Genomic DNA, 21509 nt, shown 5'->3' on the forward strand with positions numbered 1-21509 from the left:
TCCTTACTCAGCACTGCTGCTGAAATCGAGATCTTGGCCTGGCTGAAGGGAGATAACTGCCTTCTTCCAGTCATTACGCTTGCCCAGACCGCGAGCAGTGCGCTTGCTCTTACCCAGAACATTCAGGGTAGTAACACGCTCTACTTTCACGCTGAACAGGCTTTCGACGGCCTTCTTGATTTCCAGCTTGGTTGCGTCAGTTGCAACCTTGAAAACGAACTGGCCTTTCTTGTCAGCCAGAACCGTAGCCTTTTCGGAAACGTGCGGGCCAAGCAGAACTTTAAATACGCGTTCCTGGTTCATCCCAGCAGCTCCTCGAATTTCTTCACGGCCGACACGGTGATCAACACCTTGTCGTATGCGATCAGACTAACTGGATCGGAACCTTGCACGTCACGTACATCAACGTGTGGCAGGTTACGAGCAGCCAGGTACAGGTTCTGATCAACAGCTTCGGACACGATCAAAACGTCGGTCAGGCTCATGTTGTTCAGTTTGCCCAACAGATCTTTGGTTTTTGGACTTTCAACAGCGAAGTCCTGAACCACGACCAGACGATCAGTACGCACGAGTTCAGCAAGGATGGAGCGCAGTGCTGCGCGGTACATCTTCTTGTTGAGCTTCTGAGAGTGATCCTGTGGACGAGCTGCGAAAGTGGTACCGCCGCCACGCCAGATTGGGCTACGGATAGTACCGGCACGAGCACGGCCAGTGCCTTTCTGACGCCAAGGGCGCTTACCGCCACCACGTACGTCGGAACGGGTCTTTTGCTGCTTGCTACCTTGACGGCCGCCGGCCATGTAGGCCACGACTGCTTGGTGAACGAGCGTCTCGTTGAATTCGCCGCCAAATGTCAGTTCGGAAACTTCGATCGCTTGAGCGTCATTTACATTTAATTGCATGTCAGCTTCCCCTTAACCGCGAGCCTTGGCCGCTGGACGTACAACCAGGTTGCCGCCAGTAGCGCCAGGAACAGCACCCTTGACCAACAACAGATTGCGTTCAGCGTCGACGCGCACTACTTCGAGGGACTGCACGGTCACGCGCTCAGCGCCCATATGACCGGACATTTTTTTGCCCTTGAATACACGACCAGGAGTCTGGCACTGGCCAATAGAGCCCGGGACGCGGTGGGAAACGGAGTTACCGTGAGTGTTGTCTTGACCACGGAAATTCCAACGCTTGATCGTACCCTGGAAGCCTTTACCCTTGGACTGACCGGTTACATCAACCAGTTGACCAGCGGCGAAGATTTCAGCGTTGATCAGATCGCCAGCCTGGTAGTCGCCGTCTTCAAGACGGAACTCCATGACAGTACGACCAGCTGCAACGTTTGCTTTAGCGAAGTGACCTGCTTGAGCAGCAGTCACGCGCGAAGCACGACGCTCGCCGACAGTGACTTGCACTGCACGATAGCCATCGGTTTCTTCAGTTTTGAACTGGGTGACGCGATTCGGTTCGATCTCAATGACCGTGACCGGAATGGAGACACCTTCTTCGGTGAAAATACGGGTCATACCGCATTTACGACCGACTACACCAATAGTCATGTTGTAAACCTCATGAGTGTACGGGGCTTTCACCCGCTATGGCCGCCCATTTCAGAGCGTTACACGACTAAGACCCAAGTCTTAGCCGAGGCTGATCTGTACTTCCACACCGGCCGCCAGATCGAGCTTCATAAGTGCATCAACGGTTTTATCCGTTGGCTGGACGATGTCCAGTACGCGCTTATGAGTACGGATCTCGTACTGGTCACGCGCGTCCTTGTTGACGTGCGGGGAGACCAGAACGGTGAACCGCTCTTTACGGGTAGGCAGTGGAATTGGACCACGCACTTGAGCACCAGTACGTTTCGCGGTTTCCACGATTTCCTGGGTGGATTGGTCGATCAGGCGATGGTCAAAAGCCTTCAACCTGATACGGATTTGCTGATTTTGCATTGGATTTCAGACTCCGGCTGCTATTCCCACCGGGCGCAATACGCCCGTTAAAAGGAGGCGCAATTCTATAGACGCCCTAGATAGGTGTCAACCCAATAAAAAAGCCCCCGCTAAGCGGGGGCTTTCTCAAAACATCAAAGCTCACTCAAAAGAGAGATTACTCGATGATTTTAGCTACAACGCCAGCACCAACGGTACGGCCGCCTTCACGGATTGCGAAACGCAGACCGTCTTCCATAGCGATGGTTTTGATCAGGGTGACAACCATTTTGATGTTGTCGCCTGGCATTACCATTTCTACGCCTTCCGGCAGTTCGCAGTTACCAGTCACGTCAGTAGTACGGAAGTAGAACTGTGGACGGTAGCCTTTGAAGAACGGAGTGTGACGACCGCCTTCTTCTTTGCTCAGTACGTATACTTCAGCTTCGAACTTGGTGTGCGGCTTAACCGAACCTGGCTTGACCAGAACCTGGCCACGCTCAACGTCGTCACGCTTGGTACCACGCAGCAGAACGCCGCAGTTCTCGCCAGCACGACCTTCGTCGAGCAGTTTACGGAACATTTCAACACCGGTGCAGGTGGTGACGGTAGTGTCACGCAGACCAACGATTTCCAGTGGATCCTGAACCTTGACGATACCGCGCTCGATACGGCCAGTTACAACAGTACCGCGACCGGAGATCGAGAATACGTCTTCGATTGGCATCAGGAACGGCTTGTCGATAACACGGACTGGATCTGGGATGTAGCTGTCCAGAGTCTCAACCAGTTTACGAACGGACGTGGTGCCCATTTCGTTATCGTCTTTGCCTTCCAGAGCCATACGAGCAGAACCGATGATGATCGGAGTGTCGTCACCTGGGAAGTCGTAAGTGCTCAGCAGATCGCGCACTTCCATCTCAACCAGTTCCAGCAGCTCAGCGTCGTCTACCAGGTCAGCCTTGTTCAGGTAAACCACGATGTACGGAACGCCAACCTGACGGGACAGCAGGATGTGCTCACGGGTTTGTGGCATCGGACCATCAGCGGCCGAGCAAACCAGGATTGCGCCGTCCATCTGGGCAGCACCGGTGATCATGTTCTTCACATAGTCAGCGTGACCTGGGCAGTCAACGTGAGCGTAGTGACGGATCAGCGAGTTGTATTCAACGTGCGCGGTGTTGATGGTGATACCACGAGCTTTCTCTTCTGGCGCGCTGTCGATTTTATCGAAATCAACGATTGCGGAACCGAATACTTCGGAGCAAACGCGAGTCAGAGCAGCAGTCAGAGTGGTTTTACCGTGGTCAACGTGACCGATGGTGCCAACGTTGACGTGCGGTAGGGAACGATCAAATTTTTCTTTAGCCACGACAATTAACTCCTTGCCTAAAGGACTGAATCAGCCTTGTTTTTTGGATACAGTTTCAGCGATGTGCGCCGGAGCTGTGTTGTATTTTTTGAATTCCATAGAGTAGCTTGCGCGACCCTGGGACATGGAACGAACGTCGGTCGCATAACCGAACATCTCGCCCAACGGAACCTCGGCGCGAATCACTTTGCCGGAAACCGTGTCTTCCATACCCAAGATCATGCCGCGACGACGGTTAAGGTCGCCCATGACATCACCCATATAGTCTTCAGGTGTAACAACTTCTACCGCCATGATTGGCTCAAGCAACTCACCACCGCCCTTCTGGGCCAGTTGCTTGGTTGCCATGGAAGCAGCCACCTTAAACGCCATCTCGTTGGAGTCGACGTCGTGGTAAGAACCGTCAAAAACGGTTGCTTTCAGGCCGATCAGCGGATAGCCGGCAACAACACCGTTCTTCATCTGCTCTTCGATACCCTTCTGGATAGCAGGGATGTATTCCTTAGGAACAACACCACCTACTACTTCGTTCACGAATTGCAGACCTTCCTGACCTTCGTCAGCAGGAGCAAAACGGATCCAGCAGTGACCGAACTGACCACGACCGCCGGATTGACGAACGAACTTGCCTTCGATTTCACAGTTCTTCGTGATGCGCTCACGATAGGAAACCTGAGGCTTACCGATGTTGGCTTCGACGTTGAACTCACGGCGCATCCGGTCAACCAGGATGTCCAAGTGCAGCTCGCCCATGCCGGAGATGATCGTTTGACCAGTCTCTTCATCAGTCTTGACGCGGAAAGATGGATCTTCCTGAGCAAGCTTGCCCAGAGCGATACCCATTTTTTCCTGGTCATCCTTGGTCTTAGGCTCTACGGCAACCGAAATAACCGGCTCCGGGAAGTCCATGCGAACCAGGATAATTGGTTTGGCAGCGTCGCACAAAGTCTCACCAGTGGTGACGTCCTTCATGCCGATCAGGGCCGCGATGTCACCAGCGCGTACTTCCTTGATCTCTTCACGGGCGTTTGCGTGCATTTGCACCATACGACCCACGCGCTCTTTCTTGCCTTTAACCGAGTTGATCACGCCGTCGCCGGAGGCCAACACGCCCGAGTAAACGCGGACGAAGGTCAAAGTACCCACGAATGGGTCGGTAGCGATCTTGAACGCCAGAGCCGAGAACGGCTCGTTGTCATCGGCGTGACGCTCCATTTCTTCTTCCTCGTTATCAGGGTTGGAACCCTTGATAGCAGGAATGTCGGTTGGAGCAGGCAGGTAGTCGATAACGGCGTCGAGAACCAGGGGAACACCCTTGTTCTTGAACGAGGAACCGCAAACAGCCAAGACGATCTCACCAGCGATAGTACGCTGACGCAGAGCGGCCTTGATTTCCACGTTGGTGAGTTCTTCACCTTCGAGGTATTTGTTCATCAGCTCTTCGCTGGCTTCGGCAGCAGCCTCAACCATGTTGTTGCGCCACTCGTCAGCCAGTTCCTGAAGTTCTTCAGGGATAGGCTTACGAACAGGAACCATACCTTTGTCGGAATCATTCCAGTAAACAGCCTCCATGTTGATCAGATCGATCTGACCCTGGAAGTTGTCTTCGGAACCGATAGCCAACTGGATAGGCACCGGAGTGTGACCCAGACGCTGCTTGATCTGACCGATCACGCGCAGGAAGTTGGCACCAGCACGGTCCATCTTGTTTACATAAACAAGACGTGGAACACCGTACTTGTTGGCTTGACGCCATACGGTTTCCGACTGAGGCTCAACACCCGAGGTGCCGCAGAACACAACGACAGCGCCGTCGAGTACGCGCAGGGAACGTTCAACTTCAATGGTGAAGTCTACGTGGCCCGGGGTATCGATTACGTTGAAGCGATGCTCGTCTTTGTACTGCTTCTCGGAACCTTTCCAGAAGGCGGTAATAGCAGCAGAAGTAATGGTAATACCACGCTCCTGCTCCTGAACCATCCAGTCTGTGGTCGCGGCGCCGTCATGCACCTCGCCCATTTTGTGACTTTTGCCGGTGTAAAACAGTACGCGCTCGGTGGTGGTAGTTTTACCAGCATCCACGTGAGCGACGATACCGATGTTACGGTAGCGGCTAATCGGAGTAGTACGAGCCATAAAGCCCTCGCAAAATTAGTGAAGCTAAAATTAGAAGCGGTAGTGCGAGAAAGCTTTGTTGGCTTCAGCCATACGGTGCACGTCTTCACGCTTCTTAACAGCAGCACCTTTACCTTCAGCAGCGTCCAACAGTTCGCCGGCCAAACGCAGAGCCATAGACTTCTCGCCGCGCTTACGGGCGAAGTCTACCAACCAGCGCATTGCCAGAGCGTTACGACGGGACGGGCGAACTTCAACCGGAACCTGGTAAGTAGCACCGCCTACACGGCGCGACTTCACTTCGACCAGCGGAGCGATGGCGTCGAGAGCTTTCTCGAAGATTTCCAGGGGGTCGCTGTTCTTGCGTTCTTTAACCTTTTCCAGCGCGCCATAAACGATACGCTCGGCAACGGCTTTCTTGCCGCTTTCCATCACGTGGTTCATGAACTTGGCCAGGATTTGGCTTCCGTATTTTGGATCGTCAAGCACTTCGCGCTTGGCTGCTACGCGTCTTCTTGGCATGGATAAGCCCTCAAACGGTCTTCAGGTTCGCTCGGAATCGGTGCCCTTTCGGGACGCCTCCGACCTTACTCTTATCGACTCAGAAAATAAGATGATTCAGGTTTACAAAAAGCCGCTACTACTTAGGCTTCTTGGTACCGTACTTCGAACGACCCTGGTTACGACCCTTAACGCCGGAAGTATCCAAGGAACCGCGTACGGTGTGATAACGAACACCTGGCAAGTCTTTTACACGACCGCCGCGGATCAGTACCACGCTGTGCTCTTGCAGGTTGTGGCCTTCACCGCCGATGTACGAGGAAACCTCGAAACCGTTGGTCAGACGCACACGGCATACTTTACGCAGTGCCGAGTTAGGTTTTTTCGGCGTGGTGGTATACACACGGGTGCATACGCCACGACGTTGCGGGCAGTTCTGCAGCGCAGGTACGTCGGATTTCTCGACGATACGCTTACGCGGCTGACGTACCAGCTGGTTGATAGTTGCCATCTACTAGCTCCACTGTTGTCTTGCGACGCTATTGTCTTGCAAGAAAAGCAAAATGGCAGGAACGAATTCCCGCCAAATTTAGGGGTACAAGAGTCTAAAGAGGATCTTGTCCCCAGTCAAGGCAAGGCCCCGACCTCCCCTCGCGTCGAACCGGGGCAAAAATGCCTCGATCCGACGAACGGGAGTGTCAGGGCCCAGACTCATCTATCGCAGAACTCAGTTACCGCTTGAGTTCAGCGCTTCGGTCAGTGCAGCTTCCACTTCACTGGCGCTTACGCGCAGCGGCTTGTCAGCATCACGGCGACGCTTACGCTCGCTGTGATAAGCCAAACCGGTACCCGCCGGGATCAGACGACCCACGACTACGTTTTCTTTCAGGCCGCGCAGGTAATCGCGCTTGCCGGTTACCGCTGCTTCGGTCAATACGCGAGTGGTCTCCTGGAAGGAGGCCGCCGAGATGAACGACTCAGTGGACAACGACGCCTTGGTGATACCCAGCAGCACGCGAGTGAACTTGGAGACAAATTTCTCTTCGTTCGCCAGGCGCTCGTTTTCTACCAGTACGTGAGTCAGTTCCATCTGGTCGCCCTTGATGAAACTGGAATCGCCGGATTCAGCGATTTCAACTTTACGCAGCATCTGACGCAGGATGGTCTCGATGTGCTTGTCGTTGATCTTCACGCCTTGCAGACGGTAAACGTCCTGGATCTCGTTAACGATGTACTTGGCCAGCGCACTCACACCCAGCAGACGCAGGATGTCGTGTGGATCGCTCGGACCGTCGGAGATAACTTCGCCGCGGTTTACCTGTTCGCCTTCGAACACGTTCAGGTGACGCCACTTCGGAATCAGCTCTTCATACGGATCGCTACCGTCGTTCGGGGTAATAACCAGACGGCGCTTGCCTTTGGTTTCTTTACCGAACGCGATGGTGCCGCTGACTTCAGCCAGAATCGACGCTTCTTTCGGACGACGAGCTTCGAACAAGTCGGCAACACGCGGCAGACCACCGGTGATGTCACGGGTCTTCGAAGTTTCTTGCGGGATACGCGCGATAACATCACCGATCGCGATCTTCGCACCATCCGCTACACCGACCAGGGCGTTGGCTGGCAGGAAGTACTGAGCGATTACGTCAGTGCCTGGCAGCAACAGATCCTTGCCGTTGTCATCGACCATCTTCACGGCAGGACGGATGTCCTTACCAGCAGCTGGACGATCTTTGGCGTCGAGTACTTCAATGTTGGTCATACCGGTCAATTCGTCAGTCTGACGCTTGATCGTGATGCCTTCTTCCATGCCCACGTAGGTCACGGTACCTTTCATTTCGGTAACGATTGGGTGAGTGTGCGGATCCCACTTGGCCACGATTGCGCCAGCGTCGACCTTGTCACCTTCCTTAACCGAAATCACAGCACCGTACGGCAGCTTGTAACGCTCACGCTCACGACCGTAGTCATCAGCGATGGCCAGCTCACCGGAACGGGACACAGCAACCAGATGACCATCCACTCGCTCAACGTGCTTGAGGTTATGCAGGCGGACGGTACCGCCATTCTTCACCTGAACGCTGTCGGCTGCGGAGGTCCGGCTTGCCGCACCACCGATGTGGAACGTACGCATGGTCAGCTGGGTACCCGGCTCACCGATGGACTGGGCAGCGATAACGCCGACCGCTTCACCGATGTTCACCTGGTGACCACGAGCCAAGTCACGGCCATAGCACTTGGCGCAGATGCCGTAGCGGGTTTCGCAGCTGATCGGCGAGCGAACGATCACTTCGTCGATGCTGTTGAGTTCGATGAACTCGACCCACTTCTCGTCAACCAGGGTGCCGGCAGGAACGATAACTTCCTCGGTACCTGGCTTGAATACGTCACGGGCAATAACACGACCCAATACGCGCTCACCCAGCGGCTCTACAACGTCACCGCCTTCAATGTGCGGCGTCATCAGCAGGCCGTGCTCGGTGCCGCAATCGATCTCGGTTACAACCAGATCTTGTGCAACGTCTACCAGACGACGAGTCAGGTAACCGGAGTTAGCGGTTTTCAACGCGGTATCCGCAAGACCCTTACGAGCACCGTGAGTGGAGATGAAGTACTGAAGTACGCTCAAACCTTCACGGAAGTTCGCAGTGATCGGCGTTTCGATGATGGAACCGTCCGGCTTGGCCATCAGGCCACGCATACCGGCGAGCTGACGGATCTGCGCAGCAGAACCCCGTGCGCCCGAGTCGGCCATCATGTACATCGAGTTGAAGGACTCTTGGTCAACTTCGTCGCCGTGACGGTCGATGACTTTCTCTTTCGAGAGGTTGGCCATCATCGCCTTGGACACTTCGTCGTTGGCCTTGGACCAAAGGTCGATCACCTTGTTGTACTTCTCGCCCTGGGTTACCAGGCCGGAGGCGTACTGGCTCTCGATCTCTTTCACTTCGTCAGTGGCAGCACTGATGATGCGGGCTTTTTCATCCGGGATAACGAAGTCGTTAACGCCGATGGAAACGCCGGAGATAGTCGAGTAAGCGAAACCTGTGTACATCAACTGGTCAGCGAAGATAACGGTCTCTTTCAAACCAACCACGCGGTAGCACTGGTTGATCAGCTTGGAGATCGCCTTTTTCTTCATCGGCAGGTTGACGACGTCGTACGACAGACCTTTTGGCACAACCTGGTACAACAGCGCACGGCCGACAGTGGTGTCGACGATACGGGTGTTGCTCACGCTGCCGCCGTCACGGTCGTTGACGGTTTCGTGGATCCGCACCTTGACCTTGGCGTGCAGTGCGGCTTCGCCGGCACGGAACACACGGTCAACTTCTTGCAGGTCAGCGAACACACGACCTTCGCCTTTGGCGTTGATCGCTTCACGAGTCATGTAGTACAGACCCAATACAACGTCCTGCGACGGAACGATGATTGGCTCACCGTTGGCTGGCGACAGAATGTTGTTGGTCGACATCATCAACGCACGCGCTTCCAACTGGGCTTCCAGTGTCAGCGGTACGTGCACGGCCATTTGGTCGCCGTCGAAGTCGGCGTTGTACGCGGCACAGACCAGAGGGTGCAGCTGGATAGCCTTACCTTCGATCAGCACCGGTTCAAACGCCTGGATACCCAGACGGTGAAGGGTCGGTGCACGGTTGAGGAGAACCGGGTGTTCGCGAATCACTTCAGCGAGAACGTCCCAAACCTCTGGCAGTTCGCGCTCGACCATCTTCTTGGCCGCTTTGATGGTGGTCGCGAGACCGCGCATTTCCAGCTTGCCGAAGATGAAAGGCTTGAACAGCTCGAGTGCCATCTTCTTAGGCAGACCGCACTGGTGCAGACGCAGGGTCGGGCCTACGGTAATTACCGAACGACCGGAGTAGTCAACACGCTTACCGAGCAAGTTCTGACGGAAACGACCTTGCTTACCCTTGATCATGTCAGCCAAGGATTTCAGAGGACGCTTGTTGGAACCGGTGATAGCGCGGCCACGACGACCGTTGTCGAGCAGGGCATCGACCGCTTCTTGCAACATACGCTTTTCGTTGCGCACGATGATGTCCGGAGCGGACAGATCAAGCAGGCGCTTCAAGCGGTTGTTACGGTTGATCACGCGGCGGTACAGGTCGTTGAGGTCGGACGTCGCGAAACGACCACCGTCCAACGGTACCAGCGGACGCAGGTCTGGCGGCAGAACCGGCAGAACGGTCAGCACCATCCACTCTGGCAAGTTGCCGGAACCCTGGAAGGCTTCCATCAACTTCAGACGCTTGGACAGCTTCTTGATCTTGGTTTCGGAGTTGGTTTGCGGAATCTCTTCACGCAGACGACCAATCTCGTGCTCCAGGTCGATAGCGTGCAGCAGTTCGCGGACAGCTTCGGCACCCATGCGGGCATCGAAATCGTCGCCGAACTCTTCCAGCGCTTCGAAGTACTGCTCGTCGTTCAGCAGCTGACCTTTTTCAAGGGTGGTCATGCCTGGATCGATAACGACATAGCTCTCGAAGTAGAGAACGCGTTCGATATCACGCAGGGTCATGTCCATCAGCAAGCCGATACGGGACGGCAGCGATTTCAGGAACCAGATGTGGGCAACCGGCGAAGCCAGTTCGATGTGCGCCATGCGCTCACGACGAACTTTGGCCAGTGCGACTTCAACGCCACACTTCTCGCAGATCACACCACGGTGCTTCAAGCGCTTGTACTTACCGCACAGGCACTCGTAATCCTTTACCGGGCCAAAGATCTTGGCGCAGAACAGGCCGTCACGCTCAGGTTTGAACGTACGGTAGTTGATGGTTTCCGGCTTTTTAACTTCACCGAACGACCACGAACGGATCATCTCAGGCGATGCCAACCCAATACGGATGGCGTCGAACTCTTCGACTTGACCCTGGTTTTTCAGCAAATTCAGTAGGTCTTTCAAGGCCTTTCCTCCTGGCGGAGCAGAGAGCGGGCTAAACAGCCCCGCTCTCGATTCGCGTCACGTGTTATTCGGTTTCCAGATCGATATCGATGCCGAGGGAACGAATTTCTTTGATCAACACGTTGAAGGACTCGGGCATGCCCGGCTCCATACGGTGATCGCCGTCCACGATGTTTTTGTACATCTTGGTACGACCGTTCACATCGTCCGACTTCACTGTGAGCATTTCTTGCAGAGTGTATGCAGCACCGTATGCTTCCAGTGCCCAGACCTCCATCTCCCCGAAACGCTGACCACCGAACTGAGCCTTACCACCCAGCGGCTGCTGGGTAACCAGGCTGTACGAACCGGTAGAACGAGCGTGCATCTTGTCGTCTACCAAGTGGTTCAGCTTCAGCATGTACATGTAGCCAACAGTAACCGGGCGCTCGAACTTGTTGCCGGTACGGCCGTCGAACAGCTGCATCTGGCCGCTTTCTGGCAGGTCTGCCAGTTTCAGCATGGCCTTGATTTCGCTTTCCTTGGCACCGTCGAACACCGGGGTAGCCATTGGAACGCCGCCGCGCAGGTTCTTCGCCAGATCCAGGATTTCCTGGTCGGAGAAGGTGTCCAGCTCTTCGTTGCGACCGCCGATCTCGTTGTAGATCTCGTGCAGGAACTTACGCAGGTCTGCGACTTTGCGCTGCTCTTCGATCATGCGGTTGATCTTCTCGCCCAGACCTTTGGCCGCGAGGCCCAGGTGGGTTTCAAGGATCTGACCAACGTTCATACGCGAAGGTACGCCCAACGGGTTGAGGACGACGTCGACCGGGGTGCCATTGGCATCGTGCGGCATGTCTTCAACCGGCATGATCACAGAGACCACACCCTTGTTACCGTGACGACCGGCCATCTTGTCGCCCGGTTGGATGCGGCGACGGATTGCCAGGTAAACCTTGACGATTTTCAGCACGCCTGGAGCCAGGTCATCGCCCTGCTGCAGTTTGCGCTTCTTGTCTTCGAACTTGTCGTCCAGCAGACGGCGGCGATCAACGATATAGGCCTGGGCCTTCTCGAGCTGCTCGTTCAGAGCATCTTCAGCCATGCGCAGTTTGAACCACTGGCCGTGCTCAAGACCGTCGAGGATTTCGTCGGTGATGTCCTGACCTTTCTTCAGGCCTGCGCCGCCTTCAGCCTTGTGGCCTACCAGAGCGGAACGCAGACGTTCGAAGGTCGCGCCTTCAACGATACGGAACTCTTCGTTCAGATCCTTGCGGATCTCGTCGAGCTGGGTCTTCTCGATGGACAGTGCACGAGCATCACGCTCAACGCCGTCACGGGTGAAGACCTGTACGTCGATGACAGTACCCTTGGTACCGGTAGGTACACGCAGGGAGGTGTCTTTAACGTCGCTGGCTTTTTCACCGAAGATGGCACGCAGCAGCTTCTCTTCCGGCGTCAGTTGAGTCTCACCTTTCGGAGTGACCTTACCGACCAGGATGTCGCCAGCGCCAACTTCAGCACCTACATAAACGATACCGGCTTCGTCCAGCTTGTTCAGTGCAGCTTCACCCACGTTCGGGATGTCTGCAGTGATCTCCTCAGGCCCAAGCTTGGTATCACGCGCCACACAGGTCAGTTCCTGGATGTGGATCGTGGTGAAGCGGTCTTCTTGAACCACACGCTCGGACAGGCAGATGGAGTCTTCGAAGTTGAAGCCGTTCCATGCCATGAACGCGATGCGCATGTTCTGGCCGAGAGCCAGTTCACCCATGTCGGTGGACGGGCCGTCAGCCATGATGTCGCTACGCTGAACGCGATCACCCTTGCTCACCAGCGGACGCTGGTTGATGCAGGTGTTCTGGTTCGAACGGGTGTATTTGGTCAGGTTGTAGATGTCGACACCGGCTTCGCCAGTTTCTACTTCGTCATCGGCAACACGAACCACGATACGGCTGGCATCAACGGAGTCGATCACGCCGCCACGACGAGCCACGACGCAAACGCCGGAGTCACGTGCTACGTTGCGCTCCATGCCGGTACCTACCAGCGGCTTGTCAGCACGCAGGGTCGGTACAGCTTGACGCTGCATGTTGGAACCCATCAACGCACGGTTGGCGTCATCGTGTTCCAGGAACGGGATCAGCGACGCTGCAACCGAAACTACCTGCTTCGGAGAAACGTCCATCAAGGTGACGTCTTCCGGCGCCTTGACGGTGAACTCGTTCAAGTGACGAACAGCTACCAGCTCGTCGACCAGGACTTTCTTGTCGTTCATCGTGGCCGAAGCCTGAGCGATCACGTGATCAGCTTCTTCGATGGCGGACAGGAATACGATCTCGTCGGTGACCAAGGCGTCTTTCACCACACGGTACGGGCTTTCGAGGAAGCCGTACTGGTTGGTGCGCGCATAGGCAGCCAGGGAGTTGATCAGACCGATGTTCGGACCTTCCGGCGTTTCGATCGGGCAAACACGACCGTAGTGCGTCGGGTGTACGTCACGGACTTCAAAGCCAGCGCGCTCACGGGTCAGACCGCCCGGGCCCAGTGCAGAAACACGGCGCTTGTGGGTGATCTCGGAGAGCGGGTTGTTCTGGTCCATGAACTGCGAAAGCTGGCTGGAACCGAAGAACTCTTTCACCGCCGCAGCCACTGGCTTGGCGTTGATCAGGTCTTGCGGCATCAGGCCTTCGCTTTCAGCCATCGACAGACGCTCTTTGACCGCACGCTCAACACGTACCAGGCCAACGCGGAACTGGTTCTCGGCCATTTCACCTACGCAGCGAACACGACGGTTACCCAGGTGGTCGATGTCGTCGACGATGCCTTTGCCGTTACGGATGTCGACCAGGGTCTTCAATACCGCGACGATGTCTTCCTTGCACAGCACGCCCGAACCTTCGATCTCGGTACGACCGATACGACGGTTGAACTTCATCCGGCCGACCGCAGACAGGTCATAGCGCTCAGGGCTGAAGAACAGGTTGTTGAACAGGGTTTCGGCAGCGTCTTTGGTTGGTGGCTCACCAGGACGCATCATGCGATAGATCTCGACCAGTGCTTCCAATTGGTTGCTGGTGGAGTCGATCTTCAGTGTGTCGGAGATGAACGGACCGCAGTCGATATCGTTGGTGTACAGGGTCTCGATGCGAACAACCTGGGCCTTGGCGATCTTGGCCAGGATCTCGGTGTTCAGCTCGGTGTTGCACTCAGCCAGGATTTCGCCTGTAGCCGGGTGAACGATGACCTTGGCGGTAGTGCGACCCAAGACGTAGTCCAGTGGCACTTCCAGCTCTTTGATACCGGCTTTTTCGATCTGGTTGATGTGGCGCGCAGTGATACGACGGCCAGCCTCAACGATGACCTTGCCTTTTTCGTCCTGGATGTCCAGTACAGCAATTTCACCACGCAGACGCGAAGCGATCAGCTCCAGCTTGAGGGTTTCATCCTTCAGGCTGAATACGTTGGTGGTATAGAAAGCATCCAGCACTTGCTCAGTGGTGTAGCCGAGCGCGCGCAGCAATACCGAGGCCGGCAGCTTGCGACGACGGTCGATACGCACGAACACGCAGTCTTTCGGGTCGAACTCGAAGTCCAACCACGAACCGCGGTACGGAATGATCCGCGCGGAGTACAGGAGTTTGCCGGAGCTGTGCGTCTTGCCGCGGTCGTGGTCGAAGAACACGCCCGGGGAACGGTGCAGCTGGGAAACGATTACACGCTCGGTACCGTTGATTACGAAGGTACCGTTTTCAGTCATCAGTGGGATTTCGCCCATGTAGACTTCTTGCTCTTTGATGTCCTTGATCGCTTTGTTCGACGATTCTTTGTCGAAAATGATCAGACGGACTTTTACCCGCAAAGGTACGGCGTACGTAACGCCACGCAACACGCATTCTTTGACATCAAATGCCGGTTCGCCCAGGCGATAACCGACGTACTCCAGCGCAGCATTGCCGGAGTAGCTGATGATCGGGAAAACGGATTTGAAGGCCGCATGCAGGCCCACGTCGCGGAACTGATCTTTGGTCGCTCCCGCCTGCAAGAATTCACGATACGAATCCAGCTGGATAGCCAGAAGGTACGGGACATCCATGACGTCCGGCAACTTGCTAAAGTCCTTGCGGATACGTTTTTTCTCAGTATATGAGTAAGCCATCAGCGTTCCCCAGCTTGGTCACCTGCTTGTTTGGCCCCTCCGACGGGAGCAGCCAGAAAATCTTGCAAACCCCATGGTTTGCACCACCGCTTCGGGTGGCTACAGCGCGTTAATGGCGGCGACCGAGTCGACAGCCAAGAACGGAAAAAGGCCGGTGGCAAGAGCCACCAGCCATCAGCCTTCAGCTTAACGCTTGGGCTGGAGACGCAAGGTCGATGCTTACTTCAGCTCGACTTTAGCGCCTGCTTCTTCCAGAGTAGCTTTGGCTTTGTCAGCGGCGTCTTTCGACACAGCTTCCAGAACCTGGGCAGGAGCGCCGTCAACTACAGCCTTGGCTTCTTTCAGGCCCAGACCGGTCAGTTCACGTACTGCCTTGATCACGTTTACTTTCTTCTCGCCAGCTTCCAGCAGCATGACGTTGAATTCGGTTTGCTCTTCAGCAGCGACAGCAGCAACAGCTGGGCCAGCGGAAGCAGCGGCAGCGGAAACGCCGAATTTTTCTTCGAAAGCTTTGATCAGCTCAACAACCTGCAGAACCGACATTTCAGCTACGGCGTTGAGGATATCGTCTTGGGAGATAGACATTGCTGTATTTCCTGAATTGGGGGACGGCCTACGCGGCCATCGAAATAAACAAAAATACGCGAGAGAATTTGCTCAGCCTTAGGCTGCGGCAGCTTCTTTTTGCTCGCGAACTGCAGCCAGAGTACGAGCCAGCTTGCTGGTAGCGCCTTGAATCACGCTCATCAGCTGCGAAATAGCTTCGTTACGGGTCGGCAGTGTTGCCAGTACGTCGATTTGGTTAGCTGCGAGGAACTTGCCCTCGAACGCAGCTGCCTTGATCTCGAACTTATCCTGACTCTTGGCGAATTCTTTGAACAAACGGGCAGCAGCGCCTGGATGATCTTTAGAGAACGCGATCAGAGTCGGGCCGGTGAACACGTCGTTGAGAACACTGTATTCAGTGTCAGCAACGGCGCGCTTGAGCAGGGTGTTACGTACAACACGTACGTATACGCCAGCTTCACGAGCCTCTTTACGGAGTCCGGTCATAGCGCCTACTGTCACACCACGGGCATCAGCCACGACAGCGGACAGAGCAGCTTTGGCAGCCTCGTTGACTTCAGCGACGATGGCCTTCTTGTCTTCGAGATTAATTGCCACGGGTTTAACTCCTGCTTGTTACCGTTTCATCTGGCCTAGGCCTGATGTCGTTTTGGTGTCTGATTCGGTAAGGAACCGGGAGCACCATCTGCGTAGGCTTGTTGGTTTAAGACTTGCGTCGCCTACGGTCTTGGATAGCCCCCGCCAGGCAGGGACCCCAATCTTTCAATTGGCGCAATTACTTGCGCCAATTTATGTCTTATACGTCCAGCGAGCCTTGGTCGATGACCAGGCCTGGGCCCATAGTGGTGCTCAGGGTAACGCGCTTGACGTAGATACCTTTCGAAGAAGCAGGCTTGATACGCTTCAGATCAGCGATCAGGGCTTCAACGTTTTCCTTCAGCTTGACGGCATCGAAGCCGACTTTGCCAACGGAGGTGTGAATGATGCCGTTTTTGTCGGTGCGATAACGAACCTGACCAGCCTTGGCGTTTTTAACCGCGGTAGCTACGTCTGGAGTTACGGTGCCGACTTTAGGGTTAGGCATCAGGCCACGTGGACCGAGGATCTGACCCAACTGACCTACAACGCGCATTGCATCCGGGGAAGCAATTACGACGTCATAGTTCAGGTCGCCGCCTTTCATTTCGGCAGCCAGGTCATCCATGCCAACGCGATCAGCACCGGCGGCCAGAGCAGCTTCAGCAGCTGGCCCCTGGGTGAAGACGGCAACACGTACAGTCTTGCCAGTACCGTGTGGCAGCACAGTAGCGCTACGAACGACCTGGTCGGATTTACGTGGGTCAACGCCCAGGTTCACAGCAACGTCAACAGACTCGCTGAACTTGACAGTCGACAGCTCGGTCAGCAGGGCAGCAGCGTCTACGAAGTTGTAGGACTTGCCCGCTTCGATTTTGCCGGCGATAGCCTTTTGGCGCTTGGTCAGCTTAGCCATTACACACCCTCCACGTTAAGGCCCATGCTACGAGCAGAACCGGCGATGGTACGCACGGCTGCATCCATATCAGCTGCAGTCAGATCCGCGTTTTTGGTTTTCGCGATTTCTTCCAGCTGAGCACGGGTTACGGTGCCAACCTTAACGGTGTTAGGACGAGCGGAACCGCTGGTCAGACCGGCAGCTTTCTTCAGCAAAACCGAAGCCGGGGTCGACTTGGTTTCGAAGGTGAAGCTACGGTCGCTGTATACAGTGATGATCACTGGAGTCGGCAGACCTGGCTCAAGACCCTGAGTACGGGCGTTGAAGGCCTTGCAGAATTCCATGATGTTCACGCCGTGCTGACCCAGAGCTGGACCGACGGGTGGGCTAGGGTTGGCCTGAGCGGCCTTCACTTGCAGCTTGATGTAAGCGGTAATCTTCTTGGCCATGAGGCACTCCAATTACGGGTTCAAACGCCTCGAAAGGCTCCCCGGTTACTTGCGCGTTTATCCCAGTGACGACAAAACCCCACAGCCTAGGCTGCGGGGTTGGGATGCTTGCCCAGCTAGACCTTTTCGACCTGGCTGAACTCCAACTCTACCGGGGTAGAGCGACCGAAAATGAGCACTGCCACTTGGATCCGGCTCTTTTCGTAGTTAACTTCTTCGACCGTACCGTTAAAATCAGCGAACGGACCGTCTGTAACGCGAACAACCTCACCCGGCTCGAACAATGTCTTCGGCTTGGGCTTGTCGCTACCGTCAGCAACACGACGCAGAATTGCTTCCGCCTCTTTGTCGGTGATCGGAGCAGGCTTGTCGGCAGTACCGCCAATAAAGCCCATGACGCGAGGGGTATCCTTGACCAAGTGCCAAGTACCTTCGTTCATGTCCATTTGTACCAGCACGTAGCCAGGGAAGAACTTGCGTTCGCTTTTGCGCTTCTGCCCATTCCGCATTTCAACCACTTCTTCAGTGGGAACCAGAATTTCGCCGAAGCCATCTTCCATGCCTGCCAGCTTTACGCGCTCCAGCAAAGAGCGCATAACATGCTTCTCGTAACCCGAGTAAGCATGCACAACGTACCAACGCTTAGCCACGGGACACCCTTAGCCAACAATCAAGGAAACAAGCCAGCCGAGCAGGGAATCAAGCCCCCACAACAGCAACGCCATAACCAGAACAACAGCCACGACAATCAATGTGGTCTGAGTGGTTTCTTGGCGAGTCGGCCAAACGACTTTACGGATTTCGGTGCGAGCTTCCTTAACCAATACCGCGAAGGACTTGCCTTTGGCAGTCTGCAGGCCTACAAAGGCAGCTACAGCAGCGAGGGCAAGCAAAGCGAGTACACGGTACAGGATCGGCGAAGCAGAATAGTACTGATTGCCAACAACGCCTACGACCACCAAGGCGACTACAGCGAGCCACTTTACTAGATCGAAACGAGAGCTTTGAGCTTCAGCCTTAGGAGTCATCTATGAAGATCCTGTGAAAAGAAAGCCAGACACACCACGTGAATCTGGCAGGTCAGGAGGGAATCGAACCCCCAACCTACGGTTTTGGAGACCGTCGCTCTGCCAATTGAGCTACTGACCTAAAACAAAATCAGGCCGACCATTATGCAGGCCTGAAAAAGACTTTACAACAACCAACCCCACAAGACCTGAAACATCGAACAACATTCAAGCCGAGGCAGCTGTTAAAACAAAGGCAGATATTTTCATATCTGCCTTGTCATATGGAGCTCTTGAGCGGATTTGAACCGCTGACCTCACCCTTACCAAGGGTGTGCTCTACCAACTGAGCTACAAGAGCGAAACACCTTGCACAACCTGCAAACTTGGAGCGGGTAGCGGGAATCGAACCCGCATCATCAGCTTGGAAGGCTGAGGTTCTACCACTAAACTATACCCGCGGAGCTTGCAGCTCACGCTAAAAATGGTGGAGGGGGAAGGATTCGAACCTTCGAAGTCGTAGACGTCAGATTTACAGTCTGATCCCTTTGGCCGCTCGGGAACCCCTCCTAAGCGAGCCGGCATTTTACATCACGCCGACCTTCTGTCAAGCATTTTCTCATTTAAATTATGAGGTTAGCTGCATTGACGGTAGCTTCGCACTGTAGCCCTTAAAGGTCTTCACTGCGAAGCGGGCGCCATTCTATGCAAACTATTCGAGAGTTGCAATGCCTTCGCACAGCATTATTTTATGTTTTAACTCATTGAATTCATTAGCAAGGCTTTCAAAGGGCAGATCGTCAGCCAGGCGACGGCTTTCAGGGGCCACACGCAACCAATAACCCGAGGCGCTCTGTGCATTCAGCAACTGGACCGTGACCTTTATATCCAGGCTCGTGAGCCTCTGCTCAAGAGAAGAGGCCTGGCGTCGATCCGAGAAACCACCGATGTACAAGCAGGTATTCTGCGCCTCCGCCGACCTCGCTCGATCACGCCGAGCAACCGCATCTGCCGACTCACTCAAGAGGCGAATATCTTGCTGCGCTCCTCGATGGAGATTCAAGGGCGTGACATCCTTGGCCCGCAATGGCGCCTCTTGCTGATGCCAGACGTAATAAAAAACATTGAGAACCAGTAAAAGTAAAAACAGCCAGCGCATAATCACCTCAAGACAAAGGACACGCCATCGCCAAACCAACAAACACCAGGTCCGGGACCAGCCGAGCCTGAGGCGCAGCATCCCTGACCAGGTCGGCATCGCCTCCAGTGAGGAAGACCGTGAAATCCTCCCCCCAATAGCCTCGCGCCAACTCGAGCTGAGTCAGCACGAAACCTCTAAGCATGAGCGTACAACCACGCTCGACGGCCTCTACGGTCGTGCGACCTGGAGAGAGACGCTCCAGCGCCCGCTCAGCGGCCGCGTCGTCATAGCGTATCTTGCGAGTATGGGTTCGCAGTTGATTACGCATAAGCGGCATACCCGGACAAATAAAACCACCCAGGTGCTCACCGTCCGGACCGATAAAATCTGCGGTCGCCGCCGTACCAAAATCGAGTACCAGGCATGCACCTGACGCCAACTTGAACGCGCCTAGCATGGCCAGCCATCGATCCATTCCTAGGCGCTGGAAGTCTTCGTAGCCGTTGCGCACTCCGCTCATTTCTCGAGCAGAGGTGGCACAGGAAACAGCAACGCCAAATGCCCCTACCAACGCGGCTATCAACTTATCGGTCTCCTCAAGCGCGCGAACACTCACCAACCGACAACGCGTGAGCAATAGACCAGGCAAAGCCACCAAACTGTCGATAAGCGCAATATCCGAACCTGCGATGCCTTCGGCGCGGACACTTGCATCACTCGACTCAAGAACACGCCACTTGATAAAGCTATTTCCACAGTCGAGCTCAAGAATCATCACGCAACCTCAGGCTTAGCTCACCACCGCTGTATATTTTCTCAACGCCACCGACATCCAAACGCAACGCGCCCTGACAATCCACACCGAGCACAACCCCATCAATCTGATTGACGCCCGCAATAAGCGACACACTCTTCCCTTGCCACGCGTGATGCTGCTCCCATTCTGCTTGCAGCCCGGCAAAACCCGCAGCCTTGTGTCGGTCTAGGTAGGCTTGTAGTTGCAAGCCCAGTCGCGCCACCAGGTGATTGCGATCAACAGAAGAGCCCGTCTCGAGCTGCATCGAGGTCCACTGCTGATCAACCTCTACAGCCTTCTGCATATTCACATTGATACCTATCCCTAGCACAACGTGACAGATATCTGCGGGATCTCCCACCAACTCAAGCAAGATGCCTGAGACTTTCTTGTGCCCAACCAGGACGTCGTTTGGCCACTTCAAAGCTGCGCCCTCCACGCCCGACTCACGCAGAGCCTGCAGGACTGCCAGCCCCACCACCAGACTCAGCCCTTCCAGTTGCCGCAGGCCGCCCTCAACACGCAATACAAGGCTGTAGTAAACGTTTTGCGCAAATGGACTGACCCATTTGCGGCCTCGTCGCCCCCTACCAGCCGTCTGCTGCTCCGCTAGCACAATAAAAGGAGCCGCACTGCCCGCATCGACAAGACGTAAAGCCTCAGCATTAGTGGAGTCAATGGAGTCGAAAATGTGAACGGGCCAAGCCAAGGAAGCCGCCCTCTGAGAAATTTCCTGCGCATTCAAAAACATCAATGGCGCAGCCAATCTATATCCGCGTCCCCGGACCTTATGAATGGGGAGATTCAATTCTGCCTCAAGATGCTGAAGCTGCTTCCACACGGCACTGCGACTGACGCCTAGGGCGGCACCAAGCGCTTCTCCAGAATGAAAGCGACCATCTTTCAGAAGTTTCAACAACGTCAGCATGCACATATCGCCACAGAATGAGGCACGCATGATAGCCATGCGCAGGGTCATTGCATAGAAAGGCTGGATATCAGTCATGATCGACGCCCCACCAGATTTTCGAGCGCCCAAAACAAAACCCCAACTGCTTTCGCAATTGGGGTTTCGGAATTTAATCTTGACGATGACCTAC

19 protein-coding genes and 4 tRNA genes are annotated in these 21509 nt (G+C 55.1%); all 23 read right to left on the minus strand.

All coding sequences use genetic code 11. The annotated features are described in order from the left end of the window. Positions 1–3: 3 nt before the first annotated feature. Complete coding sequence (rplW, locus tag AC07S6_RS25355; RefSeq protein ID WP_002555488.1) at positions 4–303, minus strand: 50S ribosomal protein L23; 300 nt, start codon at positions 301–303, stop codon at positions 4–6. Next, positions 300–902 carry a 50S ribosomal protein L4 gene (rplD, locus tag AC07S6_RS25360; protein ID WP_003176424.1) on the minus strand — a complete coding sequence of 201 codons (603 nt, stop codon included), beginning with the start codon at positions 900–902 and terminating at the stop codon, positions 300–302. The genes rplW and rplD overlap by 4 nt, the downstream gene beginning before the upstream one ends. 12 nt (positions 903–914) lie before the next feature. Continuing rightward, positions 915–1550, minus strand: coding sequence for a 50S ribosomal protein L3 (gene rplC, locus AC07S6_RS25365; RefSeq protein WP_003194649.1), 636 nt, complete (start codon positions 1548–1550; stop codon positions 915–917). 81 nt (positions 1551–1631) lie between these two features. Next, positions 1632–1943: a 30S ribosomal protein S10 gene (rpsJ, locus tag AC07S6_RS25370; protein WP_003186070.1), complete on the minus strand. Its 312-nt coding sequence runs from the start codon at positions 1941–1943 to the stop codon at positions 1632–1634. A 157-nt stretch (positions 1944–2100) separates the two neighbouring features. Continuing rightward, complete coding sequence (gene tuf / locus AC07S6_RS25375) at positions 2101–3294, minus strand: elongation factor Tu (RefSeq protein ID WP_003176426.1); 1194 nt, start codon at positions 3292–3294, stop codon at positions 2101–2103. A gap of 30 nt (positions 3295–3324) precedes the next feature. Beyond that, positions 3325–5430 (minus strand): elongation factor G, encoded by a 2106-nt coding sequence (fusA, locus tag AC07S6_RS25380; RefSeq protein WP_003194651.1) that lies wholly within the window; start codon positions 5428–5430, stop codon positions 3325–3327. Positions 5431–5460: 30 nt separating this feature from the next. Then, the gene (gene rpsG, locus AC07S6_RS25385; RefSeq protein WP_002555493.1) at positions 5461–5931 is read right to left on the minus strand and encodes a 30S ribosomal protein S7; all 471 of its coding nucleotides are present in this window, start codon (positions 5929–5931) and stop codon (positions 5461–5463) included. A gap of 118 nt (positions 5932–6049) precedes the next feature. Further along, on the minus strand, positions 6050–6421 hold the full coding sequence (rpsL, locus tag AC07S6_RS25390; RefSeq protein WP_002555494.1) for a 30S ribosomal protein S12: 372 nt from the start codon (positions 6419–6421) through the stop codon (positions 6050–6052). A gap of 216 nt (positions 6422–6637) precedes the next feature. After that, complete coding sequence (gene rpoC / locus AC07S6_RS25395; RefSeq protein WP_003194653.1) at positions 6638–10837, minus strand: DNA-directed RNA polymerase subunit beta'; 4200 nt, start codon at positions 10835–10837, stop codon at positions 6638–6640. A gap of 64 nt (positions 10838–10901) precedes the next feature. After that, positions 10902–14975 carry a DNA-directed RNA polymerase subunit beta gene (rpoB, locus tag AC07S6_RS25400; protein ID WP_010206926.1) on the minus strand — a complete coding sequence of 1358 codons (4074 nt, stop codon included), beginning with the start codon at positions 14973–14975 and terminating at the stop codon, positions 10902–10904. 219 nt (positions 14976–15194) lie between these two features. Continuing rightward, positions 15195–15560, minus strand: coding sequence for a 50S ribosomal protein L7/L12 (gene rplL / locus AC07S6_RS25405; protein ID WP_003176432.1), 366 nt, complete (start codon positions 15558–15560; stop codon positions 15195–15197). A 78-nt stretch (positions 15561–15638) separates the two neighbouring features. Beyond that, positions 15639–16139, minus strand: coding sequence for a 50S ribosomal protein L10 (rplJ, locus tag AC07S6_RS25410; RefSeq protein WP_003176433.1), 501 nt, complete (start codon positions 16137–16139; stop codon positions 15639–15641). A gap of 199 nt (positions 16140–16338) precedes the next feature. Then, positions 16339–17034, minus strand: coding sequence for a 50S ribosomal protein L1 (gene rplA / locus AC07S6_RS25415; protein WP_003176434.1), 696 nt, complete (start codon positions 17032–17034; stop codon positions 16339–16341). Next, positions 17034–17465, minus strand: a complete 432-nt coding sequence (gene rplK / locus AC07S6_RS25420) for a 50S ribosomal protein L11 (protein ID WP_003176435.1) — start codon at positions 17463–17465, stop codon at positions 17034–17036. The genes rplA and rplK overlap by 1 nt, the downstream gene beginning before the upstream one ends. A 116-nt stretch (positions 17466–17581) precedes the next feature. After that, positions 17582–18115, minus strand: coding sequence for a transcription termination/antitermination protein NusG (nusG, locus tag AC07S6_RS25425; protein ID WP_003176436.1), 534 nt, complete (start codon positions 18113–18115; stop codon positions 17582–17584). A 9-nt stretch (positions 18116–18124) separates the two neighbouring features. Continuing rightward, the gene (secE, locus tag AC07S6_RS25430) at positions 18125–18493 is read right to left on the minus strand and encodes a preprotein translocase subunit SecE (protein WP_003194658.1); all 369 of its coding nucleotides are present in this window, start codon (positions 18491–18493) and stop codon (positions 18125–18127) included. Between the two features lie 45 nt (positions 18494–18538). Continuing rightward, a tRNA-Trp gene (locus tag AC07S6_RS25435) sits at positions 18539–18614 on the minus strand. A gap of 143 nt (positions 18615–18757) precedes the next feature. Then, positions 18758–18833: transfer RNA gene (locus AC07S6_RS25440), tRNA-Thr, on the minus strand. A 26-nt stretch (positions 18834–18859) separates the two neighbouring features. Then, positions 18860–18933: transfer RNA gene (locus tag AC07S6_RS25445), tRNA-Gly, on the minus strand. A gap of 24 nt (positions 18934–18957) precedes the next feature. After that, a tRNA-Tyr gene (locus AC07S6_RS25450) sits at positions 18958–19042 on the minus strand. Between the two features lie 142 nt (positions 19043–19184). Beyond that, a complete protein-coding gene (locus tag AC07S6_RS25455) occupies positions 19185–19631 on the minus strand; it encodes a hypothetical protein (protein ID WP_054896953.1) in 447 nt (148 codons plus the stop codon). A 7-nt stretch (positions 19632–19638) separates the two neighbouring features. Then, positions 19639–20388, minus strand: coding sequence for a pantothenate kinase (locus AC07S6_RS25460; protein WP_054896954.1), 750 nt, complete (start codon positions 20386–20388; stop codon positions 19639–19641). Next, positions 20378–21337, minus strand: coding sequence for a bifunctional biotin--[acetyl-CoA-carboxylase] ligase/biotin operon repressor BirA (birA, locus tag AC07S6_RS25465; protein ID WP_495113293.1), 960 nt, complete (start codon positions 21335–21337; stop codon positions 20378–20380). The genes AC07S6_RS25460 and birA overlap by 11 nt, the downstream gene beginning before the upstream one ends. Between the last annotated feature and the right edge of the window lie 172 nt (positions 21338–21509).

This window comes from Pseudomonas sp. GW821-FHT07B01 (genome assembly GCF_059419065.1).

Bases quoted from the DNA above. Each gene is read 5' to 3' on its own strand.
- rplW (WP_002555488.1), bottom strand. From the start codon at position 303: ATGAACCAGGAACGCGTATTTAAAGTTCTGCTTGGCCCGCACGTTTCC.
- rplD (WP_003176424.1), bottom strand. From the start codon at position 902: ATGCAATTAAATGTAAATGACGCTCAAGCGATCGAAGTTTCCGAACTG.
- rplC (WP_003194649.1), bottom strand. From the start codon at position 1,550: ATGACTATTGGTGTAGTCGGTCGTAAATGCGGTATGACCCGTATTTTC.
- rpsJ (WP_003186070.1), bottom strand. From the start codon at position 1,943: ATGCAAAATCAGCAAATCCGTATCAGGTTGAAGGCTTTTGACCATCGC.
- fusA (WP_003194651.1), bottom strand. From the start codon at position 5,430: ATGGCTCGTACTACTCCGATTAGCCGCTACCGTAACATCGGTATCGTC.
- rpsG (WP_002555493.1), bottom strand. From the start codon at position 5,931: ATGCCAAGAAGACGCGTAGCAGCCAAGCGCGAAGTGCTTGACGATCCA.
- rpsL (WP_002555494.1), bottom strand. From the start codon at position 6,421: ATGGCAACTATCAACCAGCTGGTACGTCAGCCGCGTAAGCGTATCGTC.
- rpoB (WP_010206926.1), bottom strand. From the start codon at position 14,975: ATGGCTTACTCATATACTGAGAAAAAACGTATCCGCAAGGACTTTAGC.
- rplL (WP_003176432.1), bottom strand. From the start codon at position 15,560: ATGTCTATCTCCCAAGACGATATCCTCAACGCCGTAGCTGAAATGTCG.
- rplA (WP_003176434.1), bottom strand. From the start codon at position 17,034: ATGGCTAAGCTGACCAAGCGCCAAAAGGCTATCGCCGGCAAAATCGAA.
- rplK (WP_003176435.1), bottom strand. From the start codon at position 17,465: ATGGCCAAGAAGATTACCGCTTACATCAAGCTGCAAGTGAAGGCCGCT.
- secE (WP_003194658.1), bottom strand. From the start codon at position 18,493: ATGACTCCTAAGGCTGAAGCTCAAAGCTCTCGTTTCGATCTAGTAAAG.
- AC07S6_RS25455 (WP_054896953.1), bottom strand. From the start codon at position 19,631: ATGCGCTGGCTGTTTTTACTTTTACTGGTTCTCAATGTTTTTTATTAC.
- AC07S6_RS25460 (WP_054896954.1), bottom strand. From the start codon at position 20,388: ATGATTCTTGAGCTCGACTGTGGAAATAGCTTTATCAAGTGGCGTGTT.
- birA (WP_495113293.1), bottom strand. From the start codon at position 21,337: ATGCTGACGTTGTTGAAACTTCTGAAAGATGGTCGCTTTCATTCTGGA.